The organism is Neobacillus driksii (genome assembly GCF_013409995.1).
GTDB classification, from domain to species: domain Bacteria; phylum Bacillota; class Bacilli; order Bacillales; family Cytobacillaceae; genus Neobacillus; species Neobacillus driksii.
In genome coordinates this window covers 120896-145668 of the sequence record NZ_JACCBX010000005.1, presented here as the reverse complement: position 1 = coordinate 145668, position 24773 = coordinate 120896, and the positions used below count along the sequence as shown (strand labels likewise).

General features: G+C 36.5%; 18 protein-coding genes and 1 pseudogene. 16 read left to right on the top strand and 3 right to left on the bottom strand.

The window, feature by feature from the left end:
* Positions 1 to 165 precede the first annotated feature (165 nt).
* Complete coding sequence (locus tag F4694_RS12625; protein ID WP_179598352.1) at positions 166 to 828, top strand: DNA-binding response regulator; 663 nt, start codon at positions 166 to 168, stop codon at positions 826 to 828.
* Positions 829 to 1785: 957 nt separating this feature from the next.
* Here F4694_RS12625 and F4694_RS12620 read toward each other — a convergent pair.
* The 3 genes and pseudogenes from F4694_RS12620 to F4694_RS12610 form a co-directional block, all read right to left on the bottom strand.
* Entirely contained in the window at positions 1786 to 3066 is a 1281-nt protein-coding gene (locus tag F4694_RS12620) for an SH3 domain-containing protein (protein ID WP_179598350.1), read from the bottom strand.
* A 379-nt stretch (positions 3067 to 3445) separates the two neighbouring features.
* Positions 3446 to 3822: pseudogene (locus tag F4694_RS12615) on the bottom strand (NAD(P)/FAD-dependent oxidoreductase); the annotation flags it as partial.
* A gap of 27 nt (positions 3823 to 3849) precedes the next feature.
* Positions 3850 to 4602, bottom strand: coding sequence for a DeoR/GlpR family DNA-binding transcription regulator (locus tag F4694_RS12610; protein WP_179598348.1), 753 nt, complete (start codon positions 4600 to 4602; stop codon positions 3850 to 3852).
* A 189-nt stretch (positions 4603 to 4791) separates the two neighbouring features.
* Here F4694_RS12610 and F4694_RS12605 point away from each other — a divergent pair, with 189 nt between their 5' ends.
* The 15 genes from F4694_RS12605 to F4694_RS12535 all read left to right on the top strand — a co-directional run bounded on the left by F4694_RS12605 (position 4792) and on the right by F4694_RS12535 (position 24764).
* Positions 4792 to 6255 carry a CoA-acylating methylmalonate-semialdehyde dehydrogenase gene (locus F4694_RS12605; protein WP_179598346.1) on the top strand — a complete coding sequence of 488 codons (1464 nt, stop codon included), beginning with the start codon at positions 4792 to 4794 and terminating at the stop codon, positions 6253 to 6255.
* A 122-nt stretch (positions 6256 to 6377) separates the two neighbouring features.
* The gene (gene iolB, locus F4694_RS12600) at positions 6378 to 7196 is read left to right on the top strand and encodes a 5-deoxy-glucuronate isomerase (RefSeq protein ID WP_179598344.1); all 819 of its coding nucleotides are present in this window, start codon (positions 6378 to 6380) and stop codon (positions 7194 to 7196) included.
* Between the two features lie 19 nt (positions 7197 to 7215).
* Positions 7216 to 8193: a 5-dehydro-2-deoxygluconokinase gene (gene iolC / locus F4694_RS12595; RefSeq protein WP_179598342.1), complete on the top strand. Its 978-nt coding sequence runs from the start codon at positions 7216 to 7218 to the stop codon at positions 8191 to 8193.
* A 41-nt stretch (positions 8194 to 8234) separates the two neighbouring features.
* Positions 8235 to 10145 (top strand): 3D-(3,5/4)-trihydroxycyclohexane-1,2-dione acylhydrolase (decyclizing), encoded by a 1911-nt coding sequence (gene iolD / locus F4694_RS12590; protein ID WP_179598340.1) that lies wholly within the window; start codon positions 8235 to 8237, stop codon positions 10143 to 10145.
* Positions 10146 to 10364: 219 nt separating this feature from the next.
* Complete coding sequence (locus F4694_RS12585; protein WP_179598337.1) at positions 10365 to 11141, top strand: endonuclease/exonuclease/phosphatase family protein; 777 nt, start codon at positions 10365 to 10367, stop codon at positions 11139 to 11141.
* Positions 11142 to 11272: 131 nt separating this feature from the next.
* Entirely contained in the window at positions 11273 to 11956 is a 684-nt protein-coding gene (locus tag F4694_RS12580; protein ID WP_179599024.1) for an MgtC/SapB family protein, read from the top strand.
* Between the two features lie 144 nt (positions 11957 to 12100).
* Complete coding sequence (locus F4694_RS12575; protein WP_179598335.1) at positions 12101 to 12991, top strand: metallophosphoesterase family protein; 891 nt, start codon at positions 12101 to 12103, stop codon at positions 12989 to 12991.
* A 61-nt stretch (positions 12992 to 13052) separates the two neighbouring features.
* The gene (locus F4694_RS12570) at positions 13053 to 14072 is read left to right on the top strand and encodes a histidinol phosphate phosphatase domain-containing protein (RefSeq protein WP_179598333.1); all 1020 of its coding nucleotides are present in this window, start codon (positions 13053 to 13055) and stop codon (positions 14070 to 14072) included.
* Positions 14062 to 15354, top strand: a complete 1293-nt coding sequence (locus tag F4694_RS12565; RefSeq protein WP_179598331.1) for a glycoside hydrolase family 125 protein — start codon at positions 14062 to 14064, stop codon at positions 15352 to 15354. Before F4694_RS12570 ends, F4694_RS12565 begins: the two co-directional genes overlap by 11 nt.
* Positions 15355 to 15504: 150 nt before the next feature.
* Positions 15505 to 16770 (top strand): ABC transporter substrate-binding protein, encoded by a 1266-nt coding sequence (locus tag F4694_RS12560; RefSeq protein ID WP_179598329.1) that lies wholly within the window; start codon positions 15505 to 15507, stop codon positions 16768 to 16770.
* A gap of 251 nt (positions 16771 to 17021) precedes the next feature.
* Positions 17022 to 17960: a carbohydrate ABC transporter permease gene (locus F4694_RS12555; protein ID WP_179598326.1), complete on the top strand. Its 939-nt coding sequence runs from the start codon at positions 17022 to 17024 to the stop codon at positions 17958 to 17960.
* Positions 17960 to 18787: a carbohydrate ABC transporter permease gene (locus F4694_RS12550; protein ID WP_179598324.1), complete on the top strand. Its 828-nt coding sequence runs from the start codon at positions 17960 to 17962 to the stop codon at positions 18785 to 18787. The genes F4694_RS12555 and F4694_RS12550 overlap by 1 nt, the downstream gene beginning before the upstream one ends.
* Positions 18787 to 19398, top strand: a complete 612-nt coding sequence (locus tag F4694_RS12545) for a YesL family protein (protein WP_179598322.1) — start codon at positions 18787 to 18789, stop codon at positions 19396 to 19398. Before F4694_RS12550 ends, F4694_RS12545 begins: the two co-directional genes overlap by 1 nt.
* Before the next feature lie 42 nt (positions 19399 to 19440).
* On the top strand, positions 19441 to 22554 hold the full coding sequence (locus tag F4694_RS12540; protein ID WP_179598321.1) for an alpha-mannosidase: 3114 nt from the start codon (positions 19441 to 19443) through the stop codon (positions 22552 to 22554).
* Between the two features lie 173 nt (positions 22555 to 22727).
* Positions 22728 to 24764 carry a BglG family transcription antiterminator gene (locus F4694_RS12535; protein ID WP_179598319.1) on the top strand — a complete coding sequence of 679 codons (2037 nt, stop codon included), beginning with the start codon at positions 22728 to 22730 and terminating at the stop codon, positions 24762 to 24764.
* Positions 24765 to 24773: the final 9 nt, after the last annotated feature.

The window sequence follows — 24773 nt, the reverse complement described above, 5'->3', positions numbered from 1 at the left end:
TTGTTTAACTGCCCATGTTACTGATTCTTTCTTATTAAAAAGGAGTATATAGATACTATTTGGCAATCCACTTTGAAAGTAGAATATATTGAGGAAAGAACGGTTTCCAAAAGGCTAGCTGTTTTAATTGATTATGCCCGTAATACAAGTAGGAGGAGAGATGCAATGGGTTTTGAAGAAGAATACCAGACCTTTATAAATGCTCACTTACAGGAAAGAAATGGTGAACGGTTGCGGCGCTTGCAAGAAGGCTCCCAACATGCGGAAAAGTTGTTTTTGAAACAAGTTTGGTGGCCCATATTCCACCATTTTCGTTATCTGCATCCAGAATATGAAGTTGATGATTTTAAGGATGGAAAAAGGTATTTGGATTTTGCTTATATTCGTCCCGCCATCCGGATTTGCTTTGAGATCGACGGATTCGGCCCTCACTTAAAGAACATAAACAGATGGCAATTTTCCGATAGTCTGGAACGTCAAAACCAATTGGTGATTGACGGCTGGACCGTGATCCGCTTTTCTTATGACCACGTTAAAGAGCATCCTCGTCGATGCCAACAAATTGTTCAGCAAGTGATTGGCCGATGGCTGGGTGATGAACTGGATCAGACCACTCTGTCCTTTGCAGAAAAGGAAGTGCTTCGGCTAGCGATTCGCAAAGGAGAAGCCATATCCCCTAGAGAAGTTGAGGCGTATTTGAATCTGAGTGACAAGACGGTGAAAAAAGTACTTTCACAACTAGTCGATAAGAAACTACTGAATCCGGCATCTGGGATTGTAAGGATCCGCTCTTATCGGTTGGGGGATCAGGTTAGGCATCCAATCTGATAGATAGACGGAGAAATTTCTCTTAATTAGTAAATAAAATTAAATATGACTTCAATAGACGGAGGAATTCCGCCTATAGACTCGAAAAACGTGAAAATGGGTGATTCTGCTTGGTATAATCGGAAAACCTCCCCTTATATACCCCAGAACTAATTCTATTATGAATCTAACCGAAGAATCTCCGCTTATGTAACTTACTATTCTTGTTTACCCAAATTTAATATCTAGAGGTTTTCTGTTATATAGATTGTTCCATCCAGGTGTTTGCCGGATAGTTCAATTGGTCACTGTTACGAACCCTTGTATAGAAAGTAGGTTCAAATAATAAAAAAAGTGGCCATATTTATTGTAAAATGGAAGCACCTATCACAGACAGCGTGAAGTGAATGGAACCGAATAAGCCGAGGAACGGTTGGATTAATAGTTGACCCCATTCAAGATCCAGAATATGGACATGTCTGGGAGAATTACGTAACTATTACTAGAACAATATAGATATAGGGGAACCGCTCGAAGGGCATTTGAACTATTATTATCACAAAATATTGAGAGAAATTGGAGCTGCACAGTTCACAGAGATAACATTGCGATAGATGGCTTAGAAAGAATGGTACTTGGGAATGGTTTCAAAGAGGTGCCAACAGGAACAGAGGCATACAAATCATGGGTATTGAATATTTAATGCGCTCAATTCGAAAATCCATGCACTATCGTATTGTCGAAGATCATTCCTGAAGTCTTATAATATTAGTTTTATTTAAGAATTTGGGGACAGTCCTCCGCTCAGCTCAATAAAAGGGCCATTCCTGCTCATATTCGGAGCGTGAATGGCTCTTCTATTTTAAGTTCTATTAAAAGAAACAACATTAATGGATGGACTCATCTGTCTTTTTTCAGCCTTTGAAAAACCTTTGTCGGCCTTTCAAAAGACCTGCATAAGAACTGTTCACATGATTCCTAATGAATAGAAAGGAGGTTCATTTTTTGACCTCTTTTTGCTTCGAAAGTTAGGGTTACTTTTTCTCCTTTATGTGCGAATAGTACGTTGATCATATTGCCTGCTGCCTTTGCGTCGTAGGTGCTGCCGTTAGACGTGATAAATCGGAAGGTTCCATTCGGTTCGACATCTCCAATTTGAGCTGTCACCATTAGTTGGTTTGCAGTAGATACAGTTGCAGCAGGGACTTTGATTTTTTGTCCAATTTTTAGCCGAGTTGGCTCCAAAGCTGGATTGAGTGTTTGTATGGTTGAGGCAGGGACCCCTAAAGCTTTGCCGATTTTTGTAAAGGTATCTCCACTTTTAATCTCATACACAGATGAATCAACTGGTGAGCTGTTGTTGTTACTAGACTCATCTGGTGCAGTAGCTGGCTGTTTTTTCGTTAAAAAGGTTTCACTCACATACGCTGTTTTGCCTTGGAATTGAATCTTGGCCCACCCTTTTGAACTGGAGATTACCGTTACACGATCATCGAATTTTAACGAACCTAGGACAGCACTGCTGGTAGTAGCAGCTGCACGAACTCTTAAAGAAGATGCCGTTACATACATGGTTTTCGTTTGAGCTTCGACTGTAGAAGTGCCTGCTTGTGCAGGTGCCTTTGTGAGATAGTCAGCGCTGACGAAACAAAGCCGCCCTTTGATCAGAATGCCAGCCCAACCATCTTCGATAAATGCAACCTTCACGATATTTCCTTTTTTATAGGTTCCAATTAAACTGCTTTCCGTGCTTGGCTGTGAGCGGATATTTAGTGTGGTAGCGGTCACCGTTCTATCTTCTACTTTTGGTAAAAGAATTTTTTTGCCGTCGATGGAAGTCAGTCCATTGGCCTCTAATATTTCTTGGGCTGTGACACCATGCTGCAACGCGATGGTTTCAATTTTATCGCCGCTTTTTACCTGATAGGTGTATTCTTGAATATGAATGGCTGCATTGGCCGTGCTGGTGTACAAACCAAGGACAACCATAAAAATGCCAGTCACGACCAGTTTTTTTACCACATTTTTTTGAATCCATTCGTGAACCTGTGATACATATGTATTCCAATTAGTGTGGATATCCTTTAAAAACCCTTGGACATCTAGGACATTTCGAATATCAAAATGGATACTCTTATAATATTCACGTTTTTCCATTCTTGTGGTGAAAACAGGAACACATTTCGCCTGCTTGCCTTTTCCATAGGTTTCTTTCCTGCTAAGTGTCCATTCACCATTAACAACTAATTGTGTAGTCAAAATAACTAATTCCCCTTATCTCTCTCTAAATTATCTCTTACTCTGTAATATTCGTAATACTTTACCATTTTCTGTCCCAAAACTGTCATAATAAGTCGAAAAATGTATATATTGGAGAAAATACCGTTTTTCTGTCCGCATTGTTGGGGTGATTGGTTGTCGATCTTCTTCCGTAATTGCGGAAGGAGGCGATAATGATGGAAACATTTCTTGAATTTCTACGAGAAGTTCCTGAAGGGAATTGTGCAGGAAGTAACCGCATATTCGTGTCGGAAGAATGTTCTAGAATACAAGAAAACCACCCTGCGTCGCGAAAGCAAAAGGGTGGTTTAGCTAAAATAAAAACATTGTTCCAGAATCATTCATTCTTTCTTTTATCTTATCTTATCTTCTGTATAGTATCCTGTTCATTCCCATAAAGATTGTCCCAAAGCTCGTAAATTTTCCTGCGGCCGTTTGCAAGTTCTGGGTTAAATTGGATAGCAGCGTTTTGACGGACAGTATGAACGTTCTTCATTGCCTGTTGAAGTTTCTCGTTGATATCAGTGCTGCCTTTTCTAGCGTGTTTAGCAATCGAAATGTCAGCAGTTGTTCCTTGGGCCATGGCGATTTTTCCGCTTTGGAATGATGCGGAACATGTCCACCAAGTTCCGGTACGTATTGGAATGGGCACCCGGCAACGGCTGTAAGCTCTGCTAATGGATACAAGCCACCTGCGATACATACGAAATCAGCTTCGTAAATTTTTTCCGTTCCTTAACGTTTGATTAGATGATATTATCGTTATTCTGCAATAACCAATTTTACATTATTCTCCGCCACGAGGTTCTGGTACTCAAGACTGGGCATTTTATCAGTAATTAAGTAATTAACTTTGTTTAATTCACAATAAGTTGTTAATCCATATTGACCAAATTTATTATGATCAACTAATAAATAGATTGTTTTACTCCTTTCCACAATTTTTCTTTTTAATTCTGTTTCAAGAAGAGAAGCGTTTGTAATGCCGTTAGTAGGTGTAATACCGGTTGAAGCCATAAATGCCTTATTGATATTGTAGGTATTTAATATTTCTATATTATTGTTGATACCAAAAGATTTGGTTTTTCTCTCAAGAACGCCTCCAATCGTTATGATTGTAAAATTTTCATAAGGAAGAGATCCAACAATAATATCAATATTATTTGTAATGATTGTTATGTGCTTTTCTTTTATATGATTAAGCATCTCTGTGGTTGTAGTTCCCGAATCAATAAATATGATATCTCCATCCTCGACAAAAGTGGCTGCTGTCCTGCCTATGATTCTTTTTCCATGATGATTTCGTACTTCCCGTTCATGATACGGCTCAAGTTTTTGATTGACGGCAATCCCGCCATAAACTTTTTTGAAAGCTCCTGTATTTACTAACTCTTGAAGATCACGTCTTATCGTATTTTTTGATACGTTAAATTCTTTGACAAGCTCATCTAGGGAGGCAGACTCCTGTTTTACTACATATTCCTCTAATTGTTTTATCCTTTTTTCCTTTATCATCTCTATCCCCTCAATCATAAAAACCCTCATTTTTTATAATGTTAATATTACCACAAGTTAATCAACAGTTCACCAATAATTAACCAAAAAATCTTGACTACAAGATTCTTAACTATTATGATTTAATCATAAGTTGCCAAAATTTAACGAAAATATAACCAATTTTTATTGAAGGGATGGAATAAACAAATGGGAGAAATAAGAAAACTTAAAAATTTTATTAATGGTGAGTGGGTTGAAAGTAAATCGGCTGTGTATGAGGATGTATATAATCCTGCAACGAAAGAGGTAATTGTCCAAGTCCCTTTATCTACATATGAAGATGTTAATGATGCAATAGAGGCTGCACGGGTGGCATTTGAAGATTGGAAACTAGTGCCTGTCCAGCAGCGTGCTCGAATTCTATTCAAATTTCAGCAGCTGCTGCAAGAAAATAAAGAAGAATTAGCTCGTTTGATTACAATTGAAAATGGGAAGAATCTCGCCGAGGCACTAGGAGAAGTCGGCAGAGGAATCGAAAATGTAGAATTTGCAGCTGGCGCCCCTACCTTAATGATGGGAGATTCTATAACCACCATTGCAACAGATGTGGAAGTGACTAGTTATCGCTATCCTATCGGAGTAGTCGGCGGGATTACACCTTTCAATTTTCCAATGATGGTTCCATGCTGGATGTTCCCAATGGCAATTGCGGTAGGAAACACATTTGTATTGAAGCCATCTGAAAGAACACCATTGCTCACCGAAAAATTAGCACAATTATTAACGGAAGCAGGTCTGCCAAAAGGTGTGTTTAACATTGTTAATGGAGCTCATGATGTTGTAAATGGTCTCCTAGATCATCCCACTGTTCAAGCTATTTCTTTTGTTGGTTCTAAACCTGTTGGTGAATATGTTTATAAACGCGGAAGCCAGAACTTAAAACGAGTTCAAGCGCTTACTGGTGCAAAAAACCATTCGATTGTTTTAAATGATGCAGATATAGACCATGCGACAACAAATATCATCAGTTCTGCATTTGGTTCTGCTGGAGAACGCTGTATGGCTTGTTCCGTTGTGACAGTAGAGGAAGGTATAGCAGATGAATTTATGTCATTACTTCTAGAGAAAACGAAGAAAATCAAAATTGGAAACGGCTTAGATGAAGGTGTGTTCTTAGGACCCGTGATTCGAGAAGAAAATCGAAAACGGACTCTTGGTTATATTAATCAAGGTATTGAGGAGGGGGCAAAGCTAGTATGTGATGGGCGTGAAAATTGTTCTGAAGATGGTTATTTTGTTGGTCCAACTATTTTTGATAGTGTTACGACTGATATGACCATTTGGAAGGATGAAATATTTGCTCCAGTCCTTTCTATTGTCCGTGTTAAGCACTTGAAAGAAGCAGTAGAAACAGCAAACAAATCAGAATTTGCAAATGGAGCCTGTATTTATACATCCAATGCTTCAGCTATCCGTTATTTTAGAGAAAATATTCACGCTGGAATGCTGGGGATTAACTTAGGTGTACCCGCTCCGATTGCATTCTTTCCATTCTCAGGCTGGAAATCTTCATTTTATGGTACTTTGCCTGCGAATGGAAAAGATGGTGTTGAATTCTATACACATAAAAAAGTTGTAACAGCCAATTATAAAGCGCCAATATTTGAGTAATGTACCTGAAGCTATTATTCTACTGTACTTTTAGTAGGATAATAGCTATTAACAGTTTTTGGCATCCTTTGTAACATTTTTTATCATATAGGTTACTGAATTTTTTAAGGAGGGAAATTATAATGAACACATTACTGCGGAAACCCATTTTCCAGTCATCTAAGGATGGAATCACCATTGTTCATGACGTAACAACTGATAATTCTCCATTGAAATATGTTGGATTTAAAGTTGTCGATTTACTCCCTGGTGCAGCATATGTGCAAGAACTTGAAAAAGAAGAATGCTGCATTGTAGCGTTAACTGGAAAAATCAATGTTTCTGATGGTGAGCATACATTTGAAAATCTAGGTACGAGAGCAAGTGTTTTTGAAAAAAAGCCGACGGATAGTGTCTATGTTTCAAATGAGCGCACTTTTGAGATAGTGGCAACAACAAAAGCAAGAGTGGTTCTCTGTTATTCATCTTCTGAAACACAATTGCCGACGAGATTGATTAAAGCAGAAGAGAACAGTATTGAAACTCGTGGTAAGTATAGCAACAAACGGTTAGTTCATAATATTTTGCCTGATTCAGATCCATCTGCTAATAGTTTGCTAGTTGTGGAGGTTTTTACTGAAAGCGGTAACTGGTCAAGCTATCCTCCCCATAAACATGACCAGGATCAACTCCCTGATGAATCACTATTGGAAGAGACGTATTATCATGAAATGAATCCAAGACAAGGTTTTGTCTTTCAACGTGTGTACACGGATGACCGCTCCATTGATGAGACAATGGCAGTAGAGAACGGTGATGTTGTTTTGGTGCCGGCAGGTTATCACCCTGTAGGCGTTCCAGATGGATATGAGTCCTACTATTTAAACGTAATGGCTGGTCCAAAGCGAATCTGGAAATTCCATAATGATCCAGCTCATGAATGGATAATAGATCGTAAATAAACTAGAGGAGATTGGAAAAATGAGAATAAATTTTCATACCGATCGTGAATTTGATCTTATTGCGATTGGAAGGGCATGTATGGATTTAAATGCGGTAGAATATAACCGGCCAATGGAAGAAACAATGACCTTTAAAAAGTATGTAGGCGGTTCGCCTGCTAACATTGCAATTGGGGCAGCGAAATTAGGATTAAAGTCAGGTTTTATTGGCAAGCTCTCAGACGACCAGCATGGACGTTTTATCGAACAATACATGCGTGAAGCAGGAGTAGATACTTCTAATATGGTGATAGATAGAGAGGGGCATAAGACTGGGCTTGCTTTTACGGAAATTAAGAGTCCTGAGGAATGCAGTATCTTAATGTATCGCGAAGATGTAGCTGATTTGTATTTACAGCCATCAGAGGTAAGTGAAGAGTATATAAAAAAGTCAAAAATTCTTCTTGTATCAGGAACGGCACTTTCAAAAAGTCCATCTCGTGAAGCCGTGTTAAAAGCAATTAAATATGCCAAGCAAAACGATGTGAAAGTCGTATTTGAATTAGATTATCGGCCATATACATGGGGATCTTCTGAAGAAGTATCCGTTTATTATTCACTTGTTGCAGAGCAGGCAAATGTGGTGATTGGTACTCGCGATGAATTTGACATGTTGGAGAATGTTGTAGAAGGTAACAATGAAACAACAATTCGGTATTTGTTCGCTTACTCACCAGAGTTAATTGTCATTAAACATGGTGTTGAAGGTTCTTATGCGTATCTAAAAACTGGTGAAACGTGCAAGGGCCTGGCTTACTTAACGAAAGTACTAAAAACATTTGGTGCAGGGGATTCATATGCTTCCGCTTTTCTATATGCATTAATTACTGGTAAAGATATTGAAACAGCATTAAAATATGCCAGTGCTTCTGCGGCCATTGTTGTCAGTAAGCATAGTTCTTCAGAAGCAATGCCAACAGCAGCAGAAATTGAAGCGCTGATTAAAGAAAGATCGTAAAAAAATAGAAATAGAACAATCTTTCCGAGGTGAAAATAGCGATGGGGAAAATTAAATTAACAACGGCACAAGCATTAATTAAATTTTTGAATCAACAATATCTTCATGTGGATGGTGAAGAATTTCCATACGTAGAAGGGATCTTCACATTGTTCGGCCATGGAAATGTATTAGGTATTGGGCAGGCACTTGAACAAGATTCAGGACACTTAAAAGTATTTCAAGGGAAAAATGAGCAAGGGATGGCCCATGCTGCTATTGCCTATAGTAAACAAATGCTTCGCCAAAAAATCTTTGCTGTTACTACATCTGTTGGTCCAGGAGCAGCTAATTTAGCTGCAGCTGCAGGTACAGCATTAGCAAACAATATTCCCGTATTATTTTTGCCGGGTGATACCTTTGCTACAAGGCAGCCAGATCCCGTCTTACAACAAGTCGAGCAGGAATATAGCCTAGCTGTAACAACAAACGATGCGTTGAAACCGCTCTCAAGGTATTGGGATCGCATTACTCGTCCTGAACAATTAATGTCAAGTCTACTCCGAGCTTTCGAAGTCATGACAGATCCGGCAAAAGCGGGTCCTGCAACCATTTGTATATCTCAGGATGTAGAAGGTGAAGCATTTGAATATGATGAAATATTCTTTGAAAAACGGGTTCACTACCTTGATAGAACGATACCTGTACAGCGTGAATTAAATGGGGCAGCAGAGTTGGTGAAATCTAGTAAAAGGCCCGTTATTGTCGTGGGCGGCGGATCAAAGTATTCTCAAGCGCGTGATATATTAATCAAACTTTCCGAAACTCATAAGATCCCATTGGTCGAAACACAAGCTGGGAAAGCGACGGTCGAGTCTTGGTTTCCGTACAATTTAGGCGGTTTAGGTGTAACGGGAACATTAGCAGCAAATAAAGCGGCACAACAAGCAGATTTAATTATTGGCATCGGAACTAGATATACAGATTTCGCCACTTCCTCTAAAACAGGCTTTAATTTTGAAACAGCAAAATTTTTAAATATTAATGTTAGTAGAATGCAAGCCTATAAATTAGATGCTTTTCAAGTTGTAGCAGATGCTAAAACCACCTTAGAACAATTGGCACCATTACTAGAAGGTTATCAAACTGATTATGAAAATACCATTTTTGATTTGAAAGAGGAATGGATTAAAGAACGTGACCGTTTGAGTCAAGTAACTTTTCATCGCAAAAATTTCGATCCCGAAGTGAAGGGTCACTTTTCTCAAGAAATCCTAAATGAATATGCGGATTCTTTAGAAACTGAACTTTCGCAAACCGCCGCATTAATTACGGTAAATAATTCGATTGATTCTGACAGTATTATTGTTGCCTCTTCAGGATCGCTTCCAGGTGATGTACAGCGGATTTGGAATCCGGAGGTGCCCAATACTTATAATGTAGAATACGGTTATTCTTGTATGGGTTATGAAATATCCGGTGCATTAGGGGTGAAGTTAGCCCAACCAGATAAAGAAGTGTACTCACTAGTAGGTGACGGAAGTTTCTTGATGTTACATTCTGAACTGATTACAGCCATTCAATATGGGCAAAAAATTAATGTGATTCTTTTCGACAATGCTGGGTTTGGCTGCATCAATAACTTGCAAATGGGAAATGGAAGCAGCAGCTATGGTACAGAATTTAGAACATTTGATAATCAAATCCTGAATATTGATTATGCAAAGGTGGCAGAAGCTTATGGTGCAAAAGCCTATCATGCTACTACATTAGAGGATTTAAAAGCAGCCATTGAAGATTCGAAAAAACAAAACAAGTCTACGTTTATTGAAGTGAAGGTTCTGCCAAAAACCATGACTGATGGGTATGAGAGTTGGTGGAATGTCGGCATAGCGGAAGTATCTCTGAATGAAGAGGTTCAAAAGATTTACCAAGACAAGGTGGATATGAGAAATAAAGCTAAGCAATATTAATTACGCTTTATTCTATGAATACCCCTTGTCCGTTCACTGTTATGTGTGAAGAAAGGTTTGATACCAATGGCTGTAACCGTAAGAATTTAGTGCCAATGGGTGAAATGCTTTTCATATGCAAAAGAAGCCAAATATGCTGTTGGCCACTTTAACGTAACTGAAAGCTAAAATAAGAGAATTCGGCTCTAATTATAAAGCTTAGCAGGTGAATGGAGAAATATGGATATCGTAATCATGACATTTAATTTAAGGTATGATAATGCCTCTGATGGAATAAACAGCTGGACTAACCGGATAGGGAAAATCGTTCATATCCTAGAACAGACACAGCCAGCCGTTATCGGTACACAGGAATTGCTTCCGACCATGATAACAGATTTTGCTAGAAGGCTCCCTGATTATGATTGGTTTGGGAAACCGAGAAGAAGTAATGATGAGCATAGTGCTATATTTTTTAGAAAAGACATGTTTCGGGTTATAAATAGTGGGACTTTTTGGTTGTCTAAGACACCATCAATAGAAGGAAGCAGCAGTTGGAATTCATCATTGCCCCGAATTTGTACATGGGGTGAATTTCACTGTCTAGACCAACCTAATAAATTCAGAGTATTTAATACTCACTTGGATCATATGAGTAAAGAAGCACGCGTTAACGGTGTCCGGGTTATTAAGCAATATATGGATACATTGAATCGAGAGGACTATCTTCCACACATGTTGATGGGAGATTTTAATGCGTATCCTAACAGCGAGGAAGTAAGATTTTGGCAGGAAGATCCCCAATTCACGAGTGTTTTTTCAACTATGGATAGGCATGAGACCTTAAGAAAAACATTTCATGATTTTGAAGGTGGATATCAAGGCGAACCCATCGACTATATATTTGTATCCAAAACCGCACAAATAAAGAGTGGCAGCATCATTTATTCTAAGGTGGATAACATGTATCCATCTGATCATTATCCTGTCTGTGCACGAATAAATATTCCAGTCTAGATAAAGAGAAGGAAGGGTATTTTCCCTTCTTTTTTCTATATCTATTTTAAAGATTCATCGTTAAGGGGGAATTTCGTACTAACAATATCAATTTGAGGGTGAATAAGGTGTGGGAATATCTTACTTTTAACATGGATGTATTAATGAAATTTGGAATTACAGCTGTCTTAGGGTTGATGATAGGTTTAGAGCGGGAACTTAAAAGAAAACCAGTGGGTTTAAAAACATGTTTAGTGATATCCATTGTTTCCTGTCTTTTAACCATTGTTTCGTATGAGGCTGCCTATATAGCCCCCCGTTCGGAGCTAGGTGTGGCCGTCACAATGGATCCACTGCGTTTAGCTGCACAAATTGTCTCTGGAATTGGATTTTTAGGTGCGGGTGTGATCTTAAAAAGGGGAAATGATAGCATTTCAGGATTAACAACTGCTGCCATTATATGGGGAGCAGCAGGCATTGGTATTGCAGTTGGAGTAGGTTTTTATTTTGAAGCCATTACGGGTGCATTGTTTATTTTGATAAGTGTGCAGCTGACTCCTCTTGTCATGAAATTCATAGGGCCTAAACAGTTGAGAGATCAAGAAGTAACATTGAGGATTGTTGTTTCGGAAAATAAATATTTAGACGAAATCATAAATGAAATTCGGAATGATCATTTTTCTATTTATCGGTTGAGTATTCGTAATAACAATGAAGGGGGATATCAAATCAATCTTCAGATTGGAATCCATTACAAACAAAGTGTTACAAGTCTCTACAATTTCACTAATAGCATGGATGGAGTTGTTAAAGTTGAATTAGAGAGTGCTGCTTGACATGGTATTTAATTCGTAAATAACTATTTTGTTGATATACTTCGACAAATTGTGTTATTAAGAGCATTCTGTACCTAAATTGTGATGATATAATCTGGGAATGAAGATAAATCTATAAATCTATTTATTTGGAGTGAGAGAGTAATGGAATTATGTATTGGAAAAGATGGTACCTTTACTATTTTACAATTAACTGATTTGCATATTGGTTCAATGCCATTTAATGAACGAGACTTATTTACATTTGATCACATAAAAGATATGGCGGATAAAGCTAATCCGGATTTAATTGTCATTAGTGGTGACTTAATCTGGTCAGAAGGGGTTCCAGATCCAAAAGCTAGTTTTGAGGAGTTAATACAGGTTTTAAATGATTTGGAAAAACCGATTGCCATTACATATGGAAATCATGATACAGAGGAAGGAATTAGCCGTTCTGATTTACGTATGTTAGAAGATCAAATTGTTTTGTTAGTAGAGAAGAAAAACCTGCATGTAGTTGAGGACCGAGAATCTTACTGTGTTGAAATAAAAAATCAGGCTGGTGAAATATCGAACGTATTGTACTTTATTGACAGTGGAGCAGAAGATCCGTTGAAAATTGGCCAATATGAATTTGTTCACCCGAATCAGGTTACCTGGTTTAATGAAGTATCCAAAAAATATACAAATAGAACCAAGAATTTCAAACAGGATTTACTCATTCTTCACATACCACTTCCTGAATATAAGGATGCGTTCACTAAGGGCCAAGTAAGTGGGACTAAATATGAAGATATTTCATCCCCAGAGGTGAATACTGGTTTATTTACATCCTTATTATTAAATGGGAATGTTGCAGGTGTCTTTTGTGGACACGATCACGACAATGATTTTGTTGCGGATTTTCAGGGAATTAAATTGTGCTTTGGAAGAATTAGCGGTTTTAATTGCTACGGTGAACTCCATCGTGGTGCGCGGGTTATCACGGTATATGAAGAAAAGCCTTTTGACACCAGGATTATCGAAACGGAAAAATATTTGCACTATAAGTGAGACAGTCCCTTAGTCCAAACGTAATTATCTAAAAAATCTAAAAAGGAAGGAATGTGAACGAATGAAAGTAGATTATCATGTTCATCTTGAAGAAGGACCATATTCCCTATCTTTTGTGGAAAGAACATTAAAGGCGATCGAGCATTTTGAACCGATTAAAGGAGAAAGACACACCAAAGAATGGTTAATTCAATCGATGAATACGATTGCTAACCGCTTATCAGAAACAGAATATTCAAAGTGGTGGCTAGATTTATATTTACAAGAGGCTTTGAATAAAGGGCTGAAGGAAGTAGGGATTGTCGACCACTTATATCGTTTTAAAGAAACTAGAGATTATTTTAGAAAATATATGGACCTCGAATCGAAGACTATTGGCGTAAGGCAGTTAGATTGGCTTAATAAGGTGATGGTAAGAAATTTCGACGAATTTATCACGATGATTGATTCAGCAAAGGAAGAATGGGAAAGAAATGCTGTTACATTAAGACTAGGAATTGAAGCCGATTACTTTGCAGGCGGTGAAAAGGAGTTAAGCGACCTTTTAAGCAAATATCAATTTGATTATGTTATTGGTTCTGTCCATTTTTATAATGGATGGGGCTTTGATAATCCAGAGCTTCAAGAAAAATTTCAAGAATATGATTTAGTGGAACTCTATAAAAATCATTTCGAGACCGTTAAAAAAGCAGCGAGAAGCGGATTATTTGATATTGTTGCTCATTTAGATAATCTTAAAGTTTTTAACTATCGTCCCAACGAAGATTTATTAATTGATTCATATAAAGAGGTTGCCCAAGCATTGGTTGAAATGGATGTGGCAACAGAAATTAATCCAGGCTTGTATTATCGTTATCCTGTGAAAGAAATGTGCCCGAGTTCGCGGTTTTTAGATATATTAGTTGATTACGGGGTTCTCTTTACCACATCATCTGACTCTCATTTTCCAAATGATATCGGCATTTTCTCCGATCAAATTAAAAATATGCTGCTAGAGCGAAATGTCTCGAAGGTTGCCACTTTCAAGAATAGACAGAGAATCATGAAACCCTTTCACCAGGTAGCAAATAATGCCCTGTAGAGGAGGAGACAGGTTGTATAAAGAAATTCTATCAGAAGCAAATAAGATGGTAAGAAATCAGATTCAAGATCAAAAAGTGGTCGATATGTTTGAAAATTGTTTTGGTGATACATTAACAAAAACAACCAACTATTTGGATGATGGAACTGTATTTTTGGTAACAGGGGATATTCCTGCCATGTGGTTAAGAGATAGTACTCTGCAATTAAGACCGTATTTGCTCTTCTTAGGTAAATATGAGGAAATAGATCGTTTGGTTGAAGGTGTGAGCAAACGTCAAATACAGTTTATTTTACAGGATCCTTATGCTAATGCCTTTAATGAGGGCCCAAATGGGAACAGATGGGATGATGATATACCATTGCAAAAGCCCTCCATCTGGGAACGAAAGTATGAAGTGGATTCTTTATGTTTTCCGTTTCAATTAGCCTATCAATTTTGGAAGTATACAGGGAAGACTAGTGTTTTTACAGATTCTTTTAAGAAGGCAGCACAAACGGTTATATCTCTTTGGAAAGTAGAACAAAACCATACAGATTTTTCTAGTTATACGTTTCAAAGGCCAGGCACAAATGAACTTAAGTCTGATGGAAAAGGATCTCCAGTTGGCTATACGGGAATGACCTGGTCGGGCTTTAGACCAAGTGATGATGCGTGTTTTTATCATTATTTAATCCCTAGTAATTTATTTGCTGTAAGAGTTTTAGAAATGCTGTCCGAAATCTTTGAGGATGTTTATCAGGATGCTACTTTACAAATAGCTGCAAAGAATTTATCAGTAGAAATTGAGCGAGGCATTCAGCAATATGGACTAATAAAAAATGATGCTGGGGAATGGATTTATGTGTACGAAGCAGATGGATTAGGAAATTCCTTGCTTATGGATGATAGTAATATGCCAAGCTTGTTGTCCTTACCTATGCTAACGAACCATTCAAAGGCAGATAGAATCTATCAGTCAACAAGGGCATTTATTTTAAGTGAGCAAAATCCATATTACTATAAAGGACGATATGCGAGCGGCATAGGAAGCCCGCACACACCAAAAGGGTATGTTTGGCCCATTTCTCTAGCCGTAGAAGGAATTACCGCCAGCAGTCAGGAGGAAAAGTGGGAGAAAATTCAGCTTATATGCCAGAACGATGCCAATACAAAACAAGCACACGAATCCTTTGATTGCGATAATCCTTCGAATTTTACTAGAGAATGGTTCTCATGGGCAAATGCCATGTTTTGTGAATTAGTGTTGGATTTTTGTGGTCATCCTGTAAGCTGCAAGTAATAGATTACATTTATAACTTTTTTAGAGAATATTCGATGACAAAAAGTGTTATTCGACCCTTTGAAAGCGCCGTCATTAATTTGTAAGATTAATATGTAAATGAGCCATAAAGGTGAATTTATTCTATTAAATTAGTAGGGGGAAAAATTAATGAGAAAAAGAAAAAAGTTTTTCGGATTTCTTAGTAGTTTACTGGTTTTAATGTTAGTTTTAGCTGGATGCTCAGGTTCTGACGAAGCCGGCAGTAAAACATCAGATGGTAAAGTCAAATTAACCATTAATTATTATGTTGGGGCAATCAGTAAAGGTTCCATGGATGCAGCAAAGAAGGCTTTTCCAGATTATGAATTAAACTTTGTTGAATTACCAGCGGATAATAATTATGATGTTAAATTAAAAACAAGCTTGAATTCCAAATCAGCCCCAGATATTGCAACTGTTAACAGTAATATTCAAGATTTCCTCCCTTACGCTGATAAATTTGTAAACTTATTGGAATATGATGCTGATAAAATAGCTGACCAATATGTTGAGTGGAAATGGGAAGCAGCTAAAACCGGCGATAAAAAGAGTATGATTGCAATGCCATTGGATATTGGTCCTACTGGATTGTTCTATCGTGTCGATTTGTTTGAAGAAGCTGGACTTCCTACCGATCCAAAAGAAGTTTCAAATTTGATTGTTACGAAGGAAGATTATTTAGAGGCAGCCAAAAAAATGAATGAAGCAATTGGGAAACCTATGTTCCTCTCAGCTGTCGGACTACTCGGAGAACAATACAGAGCACTAGATTCAGGTATGTATAATGAAAAAGGAGAATTAACTCTAGCGGACGGTCAATTGAAAGACGCATGGGATTTCGTCGTTAAAGCAATTGATGCAGGTTATACATTAGGAACCAAGTCAAATTCCATTGATAATGTGAATGCAATAAACGAAGGAATGTATGGTGCCTATATCGGAGCCTCTTGGGGTGTAATGGATGTAAAGGATGCAGACAAGTCTGCTGGAAAATGGCGTATTGCTAAGACTCCAGGTGGTTACTCAAACCAAGGCGGATCTTATTTAGCAGTATTAGGAAATACAGCTAACCCTAAAGAAGCTGTTGAGGTAGTGAAATATTTAACAAATGAAGAAAGCCAATTAGCTAACTTAACCGAAAATAGTCTTTTCCCTTCATTAAAAAGTATCTATGAAAAGCCAGAAATGATTAGTAAGGATGAATTCTTTGGTGGACAAGATGTAAATGAGTACTTTATTGATGCGGCTGAAAATATTACTTACGTTTATCGTGATACAAGAGACACCTCTGCATTCACCTATTTCGAAGATCAAATTAGCTTAGTAGAATCACAAGGTAAGGATCCTGAGAAAGCTTGGAATGATGCAGTAAAGAAAGCAGAAGTATTGAAATAATAAATAGAGATTAAGCAGTTCTTTACATGCTTAATCTCTATCTTCTTTTTTAACGTTTACATATACATCAATAAGTCATGTTACTTCCATTTACTATCTCTCCATTTCTTTAAATAGAAACTCTTGAAAATATTTCACTATTCCATAAAAGTAGAAAAATATGATTTTCGTGGATAGTAATAGCTCGCTATCATGAAAATTTAAAATATATTTGAAAATAGGTTAACAAGCCACAATATGAGGTGAAAGTCATGGATGATACGATCAATGATGTGAAAGATAAGAAGAGTTTTAAGGATAAATACAGCAAAATTTCAGAAAAGGCAACTCCTTATATATTTATAGCTCCATTTTATATACTCTTTCTTATTTTTGGATTATTCCCCATTGTCTTTTCTGCTATCCTAGCATTTAGTAAATGGGATGGTATTGGAGATGTACAATTTACTGGATTAGAAAACTTTAAGACTTTATTAGCCGATACAGACTTTTGGTTATCGATAAAAAATACGCTGATCATTTGGGTTATCCAAACCGTTCCAATGCTAGTTATCGCTCTAGTGTTAGCTTTCTTAATTAATCTTAGTATCGTTAAGCGAAAGGAATTTTATAAAACAACCTTTTTCTTACCTTATGTTACATCGGTAGTGGCAGTCACGATTCTTTTTGGGCTTATATTTTCCAATCAGAGTGGATTAATCAATGCAGTTTTGGAATTGTTAGGGAAGGAACCGATTGCTTTTATTGATAGCCCATTCTGGATTCGAATTATTATTGCATTAGTTGGTATCTGGCAATATCTAGGTTACAACATGATTATTTACTTTAGTGGCTTGCAAAAAATTTCAGCAGACTATTATGAAGCAGCCATCATTGACGGCGCTTCAAACTATCAATTATTCACCAAAATAACAGTCCCATTATTAAAACCCATTATTTTATTCACAGTGATGATGTCTACCATTGGAGGTTTACAAGTATTTGCTGAAGCACAAGTACTCGTTCCAACCAATGCAACAGCTGAGGGAGGCGCGTTAACCATTGTGTACTATATTTACCAAACCGCATTCCTGCAAAGTAGATATGGATATGGCTCAACTATCACCTGGGGATTAGTTGTCATCATATTAATTATTTCCTTAATTAACTGGTACTTAACATCTTACAGAATAAAGGGGGAGGATGACTAATGAAGAAATTATCACTTTCTACTATTGTTATAAGGTTTACATTAATTGTTGGAGCTATTTTCTCTTTATTCCCCTTTTATTGGATGATTGTTATGGCAAGTAGAACCAATAGTGAGATTTTTGCTATTCCTCCCTATTTAACATTAGGTGGACATTTAATAGAAAATACCATCATTGTCTTAACAGAAACCAATTTCTTTCAAGCTTTTTTGAATACGGTATTTTATGCTGTTGTATCCACGATACTGATTCTGTTCTTTGATTCTTTAGCAGGATATACATTTGCGAAAATGAAGTTCAAAGGAAAGAAAATACTGTTTGTGTTTTTGCTAGCGACCATGATGATCCCAGGGCAAATCAACATCATCCCGCAATTTATCATGATGGATTGGATGGGCTGGGTGGGCTCTTATAATGCATTAATCATACCAGGAATGGCGAATGCATTTGGGATATTCTGGATAAAGCAGTATTGTGAAAATGCAATTCCAGATAGTATTATCGAAGCCGCAAAGATGGATGGATGTAGTACATTTGGGACCTATTGGAGAATTGGTATTCCTATATTAAAACCGGCCTTGTCTTTCTTAGCAATTTACTCGTTTATTGGTGCCTGGAATAATTATACATGGCCGTTAATTATATTAAATGATGAGTCGAAATATGTAATATCACTGGCTTTAACAAGATTACAAGGGTTATATTTTACAGATTATCCACTTGTCATCACTGGTACATTAATAAGTACTATACCGGTACTGCTCATATTCTTCTTCTTTAGCAGGCAGCTCATGGCAGGTATTACGGATGGAGCTGTTAAAGAGTAATGAATAAAGATAAATTCTTTTCTTTACTAGATAAAGTAATGGATACCATATTGTTAAGTCTATTAATCTTAACTTTCTCATTGCCTATCATTACCATAGTTGCTTCCTTTTCTGCCGGTATTCATGTTTTCCATCAGAAAACTACAGGAGTCGCTTCAGGTAACTTGTTTCAGCTCTTCATAGCTAACTTTAAAGCGTCCTTTTTTAAAGGATTAATAGCTGAAGTCATCCTTTGCTTTTTCTATTTACTTGGTCTGCTAAACTTTGAAATTGCCCAAACTACTACTCGTCTTACTAGTATCTTGATCTATTCTCTGTCCATATTTTTCTTAATGGTTATAACGTTTAGTATGATAAATTATATGTTCGTAATGACCACTAAAGAAGAGCCAGTGAAAGAGATGCTGCGGAAAAGTATTATAATGACTTTTGTTAAATTTCCTTATTCCTTTGTTATAGGAATTTGTTATTTCATATTCATTGGTTCTAGTATTATTTTTCCTCCCTTGATTATTATTTCAATTGGTGCAGTCTGTTATTTACACCAAAAGTATGGAAGCAAAATATGGAAGTCAGCTTGGCAGCCAACCTCAGAAGCTGCGCATATGTAATGCCACAAGCTGATAATGGTCCTATTGAAAGGCGGATGCAATATGTTTTTTACACAAGATAAATTAAAAAATAGAATTGAAGAATTAAATAGCTATCGTTATCAAAATCGTATAGGAATTAATGATTGGTACCATAAAGAGGATGAAACAAAATCAGAAAAATACCCGCCACGAAGAGACGAAACCTGGAAAGTGTTTCGCCGCGGCGATACATGGTCAGGAAGGGACTATTATATTTGGTTATCAACTGAACTGAGTATTCCAGATACAAAGGATAAAGAGATTGTATTGCTTTTTGATTTTGGAAAAACAGATGGCGGAACAAATTCCGGCTTTGAATCCTTACTTTTTATCAATGGAGTTCCCTATCAAGGCGTTGATGCCAACCATAAAGAAGTCTTTTTAAGAAAAGAATTTTATGGTACTACGATTGAGTTGAGCTTGAAATTATGGTCAGGCTTAGAAGGCGGCGGACCGCCAAGAATCAGTAAGCATGAATTTAAATATAGTGATATTGCCTATCTTCAGCCAGATGTAGATGATTTATATTACTCAGCAAAAATGGTTTTAGAAACGGCGAATATTCTTGATAAAAATGACCCTGCTAAAGTTGCTTTAGAACAGGTATTATCCAAAACCTTTAAATGTATTGATTGGTCAGAGCCTGGCAGTACCTTCTTTTATGAATCATGTCAGGCTGCAAATCGTACTTTGCAAAGTGAAGTTGAAAAATTTGACAAGCATACACCTGTAACAGTCACAGCTATTGGCCATACTCATATCGATGTAGCTTGGTTATGGAGATTAAAACATACGAGGGAAAAAGCAGCTAGATCATTTTCTACGGTTTTACGATTGATGGAGCGATATCCAGACTACTACTTTTTACAATCACAGCCACAATTATATTCTTATATCAAAAAAGATTATCCAGAAATCTTCGAGCAAATCAAGGAAAGAATTGAAGATGGATTGTGGGAAATTGACGGCGGTATGTGGCTGGAAGCAGATTGTAACATTCCATCAGGTGAATCGATTGTAAGACAGCTATTATATGGAACTCAATTCATGAAAAATGAATTTGGTAAAGAACCTAATTATTTATGGTTACCTGATGTTTTTGGATATTCATGGGCATTGCCGCAAATTTTGGTTAAATCCAATCTAAAAACCTTTATGACCACAAAAATCAGCTGGAATCAATTTAACAGAATGCCACATGATACTTTTTGGTGGAAGGGTATTGATGGAAGCGAAATATTGACGCATTTCATTACAACACCTGAACCAGAGGACTATAATACGGATTCATTCCACTATACGTATAATGGCGTTTTAGAACCAAAAACGGTTAAAGGAACCTATGATAACTATATCGATAAGAACATTAATCAAGAGCTGCTTCTAAGTTATGGCCATGGAGATGGCGGAGGCGGGGTAAATAGAGAAATGCTTGAACAAAGGAGAAGATTGGATAAAATTCCGGGTCTTCCTCATGTTAAGACAGGTTCTGCCAAGCAATACTTTGAGAAACTGCATGAAACGGTAGAAAACACAGATGAATATGTACATACCTGGGATGGAGAGCTTTATTTAGAATACCATCGTGGAACCTATACATCCCAAGCCTTTGTAAAACATATGAATCGGAAGCTTGAATTAGGTTACAGGGACGCAGAATTTCTAAGATTATGGGCCTTAAAAGAAAAAGAACAGATTGAATATCCAATGGGAAAACTGCATGAGGGTTGGGAGATTATCCTTCGAAATCAATTTCATGATATTATACCTGGTTCCTCTATTCACGAAGTATATGAGGATGCGAAAGTCGAATATGGTGAGGCACAGGAAATTTTAGCTGCGATAAAAAGTGAATTCCTTGGTAAAGTGGTAAAAAATAATCAATTTGATTGGACTATTTTTAATAGTAATGCATGGGACCGCAGTGACTTTGTTTTTATTTCCGAAAGAGAAAAGAAAATGAGTTTTGTTGATCAGTCTAATACACTACTAGAATCTGTGGAATTACCGGATGGTTATCTTGTATATGTTCAACATATTCCATCACTAGGTTATAAAACTATTAGAGGAATAAACAAGAAAGAAGAAGTAGTCCTTGAAGGTAATGGTTTTAAAGTTGAGGACCTGAAGGTTGAAACGCCATTTTATGTCATTGAATGGAATAACGAAGGACAATTAGTTGGACTGTTGGATAAAGAAAGTGGTAGACAAGTGCTTGCAGGTAAGGGAAATGTGTTCCAATTATTTGAAGATAAACCGATGAACTTTGAAGCATGGGATATTGATATTTATTACTCCGAAAAAATGAAAGAAATAACCGCAAGTAATATCAGTATAAAGGAAATCAATCCATTGTTTGTGGAAATTGAATTTACTTATCAATTTGGAAAATCGTCGATGACGCAAAGGATGATTGTCTATTCAAAAACAAAACGGATTGATTTTAAAACAAATGTTAATTGGAATGAACGCCAACAATTATTGAAAGTAGCGTTTCCTGTCAACGTTCGGACGACAGAGGCGACTTATGATATCCAATTTGGGAATGTGAAACGCCCTACACATTGGAACACAAGCTGGGATATGGCACGATTTGAAACAGTTGCCCACCAATGGGTGGATGTATCTGAATATCAGTTTGGAGTTAGCCTGTTAAATGAATCTAAATACGGTCACGATATTAAAGATCATGTTATCCGATTAACATTATTAAAGGGTGCTATTGATCCAGATCCTACAGCAGATATTGGCTTACATGAATTTACGTATAGCTTATTCCCACATAGCGGCGACTTTATTCAGGCTAATACCGTTCAAGAAGCGTGGGCACTCAATTGTCCGCTAGAGGCATTGCCAGGAAGAGTTCCATTTGATGCTGCGCAGCTGATTGAGTTTATGAATGAACCAAAAATTTCAATTGATGCTATTAAAAAGGGAGAAAATTGTGATGGAGTCATTGTCAGATTCCATGACTACACGGGTGGAACACAAAAAGTAACATTCAAACCGAACTTCCCATTTCATTCATGGACTGAAACGGATTTAATGGAAAATCCAATCATGGAAAGGTTTACCTCAGACGTGGTGGAACTAACTGTAAAACCATTCGAAATTAAAACGATACTGTTTGAATAGATCATAGAAGGGAGAGGGGGAGTATGCCTTTAAAACTGTTGATTCATCTCTCCCCTCTTTTTCTATTGTAATTTATAATAATAACTTTTCGTTTTTTAGGCGTCAAAAATTGTTACATAGATGATTGTTTCAGTACTTATTCTTTTTTATATTACAAATAGGGGGTAGCAATCATGGTGAGATTAAAGCAAAGAGAGCTGCAAATATTAGACTTTTTACTAAATCAAGAAAACTTCATTACTTACAAGAGTATCTCTGAAGAGTTAAATCTCACCGAAAGGCAAGTTAGGTATGACCTGAATAATGTCGAAAATTTCTTGATCAAAAACCAGCTGGACATTATTAAGAAAAATCATAAAAGAGGCATTATGGTGTTGGAAAAGGATGAGGTTAAGAATAAACTGCGACTTTTCAAGCAATTTACGACCACTCAAGAGTATAAATACTCAAAGAAAGAGATTCAATATTTCATCCTGCTTAAATTATTAATTGCTGATGAAATCGTTCCTGTTTCAGAGTTTGAAGATATTTTATTTATATCCAGGACATCTGTATTAAATCATTTAAGCGTAATTGAAGAAATGCTCTATTCTGAAAATCTATCATTAATTCATCAAACTAGAAAAGGTTATTTCATTTCAGGGCCAAAAATAAAAAAATATAGCTTATTTACAAGGGCATTAATGGAATTAATTAATATTAGGGAAATTTACAGTTTTCTTATAGACAATGAAAAGGTTTTTTCAAAGCAAGCCGAATTAGTTTTATTCAATTTGGTTGAAATCGACTATTTGTATCAAGCCTTACTAGAGTGCCAGGAAATCGAAAAGTTTATTGGGAAGGTAATAGATGACCGCAATTACGTTTTACTACTAATCATTGTCATGAAAATTATCAAAGAAAATAATGAGTGGCATTTTGATCCTATTATCCAGGATGGAAAAAAACAGTCTGAACATGAGTCCCTACTATTAAATATCATTGGAAATGTGAAAGGTCATTCCGCTGATAACAGCCATAACAATACAACAAAATTCCTCGAAGAAATTGTTGAATATATAAGCAAGGCCTACCATGTTGATTTTACAGCAAATCATTCTTTTATGACCCAATTAAAAGCTCATATAGATTCAATGGTTCAAAGAGTGACACAATCGATATTTGTGAAAAATCCAATCTTTCATGAATTTGTCTCAGACTATAAAGAGCTATTTTTGGCCACAAAATCTGCATGTGAAAATGCTGAGAAATATTTGGATACGAAAATTGGGGACCAAGAAATTTCATTTATTTCAATTTACTTTGCGTCTGAAATAAGAAGACAGGAAGATCGTAAAGAAAAGAAAGCGAAAATCTTAATTGTTTGTGTGGAAGGTTTAGCAATATCACAAATGATCATGACGCAAATTAAGAAAATATTTGAATATGGAGAAGTGAAAACACTACCAGTTAGGGAGTTTAATAGGGAACACTTAAACAATTATGATTTTATTATTACGACCATTGATATTCCCGATGTTCAATCTTCAAAAATATTAAAAGTAAATAATTATTTACAAAAGAAGGATTTAGAAATTTTACAACAGCATTTAAGTTTAAAGCTTGTTATGAAAGAGAAAAAAGAACTAGATAAATTTAATCTCATAATGAAAACGATTCGAGAAAATACCAGCAGCATTACGAATTTAAGCAAACTAGAATTAGACTTAATAAATATCCTATCAAAAGGTGAAACAAGAGTACCTAAAAAGGAAACTCGCAGAATTCACTTTAATGAGACAAGTATTACTAAGGACAAAACAATTCCAAGCAATAGATGGGATTTAGCAATCAAAATTGGAACAAGTTCTTTAATAAAAAATGAGCTCATTCTAAAAAGCTACGAAAATAAAATTATTACAAATTTGAGAAAGTTTGGTCCCTATATGGTAGTTGCCCCAGGGGTGATGATTGCCCATGCAGGGATGGAGGATGGCGTTATTGAAGATTCCATGTGGATTACGATATTACCAAACGGAATCAATATAAATGATAGATTCGAAAAACCGATTAAGTTAATTTTTACTTTAGCTTTTAAATCAAAAGACACCCATATGCTAGTTGAAAATATAGCAAAGTTAGCATTAGATCATGAAAAGGTTGAAGAGTTAATTAATTTAAATTCAAATACAGAAATATACGATTTGATTATTGCGACAATTTATAGTTAAAGGGTGATA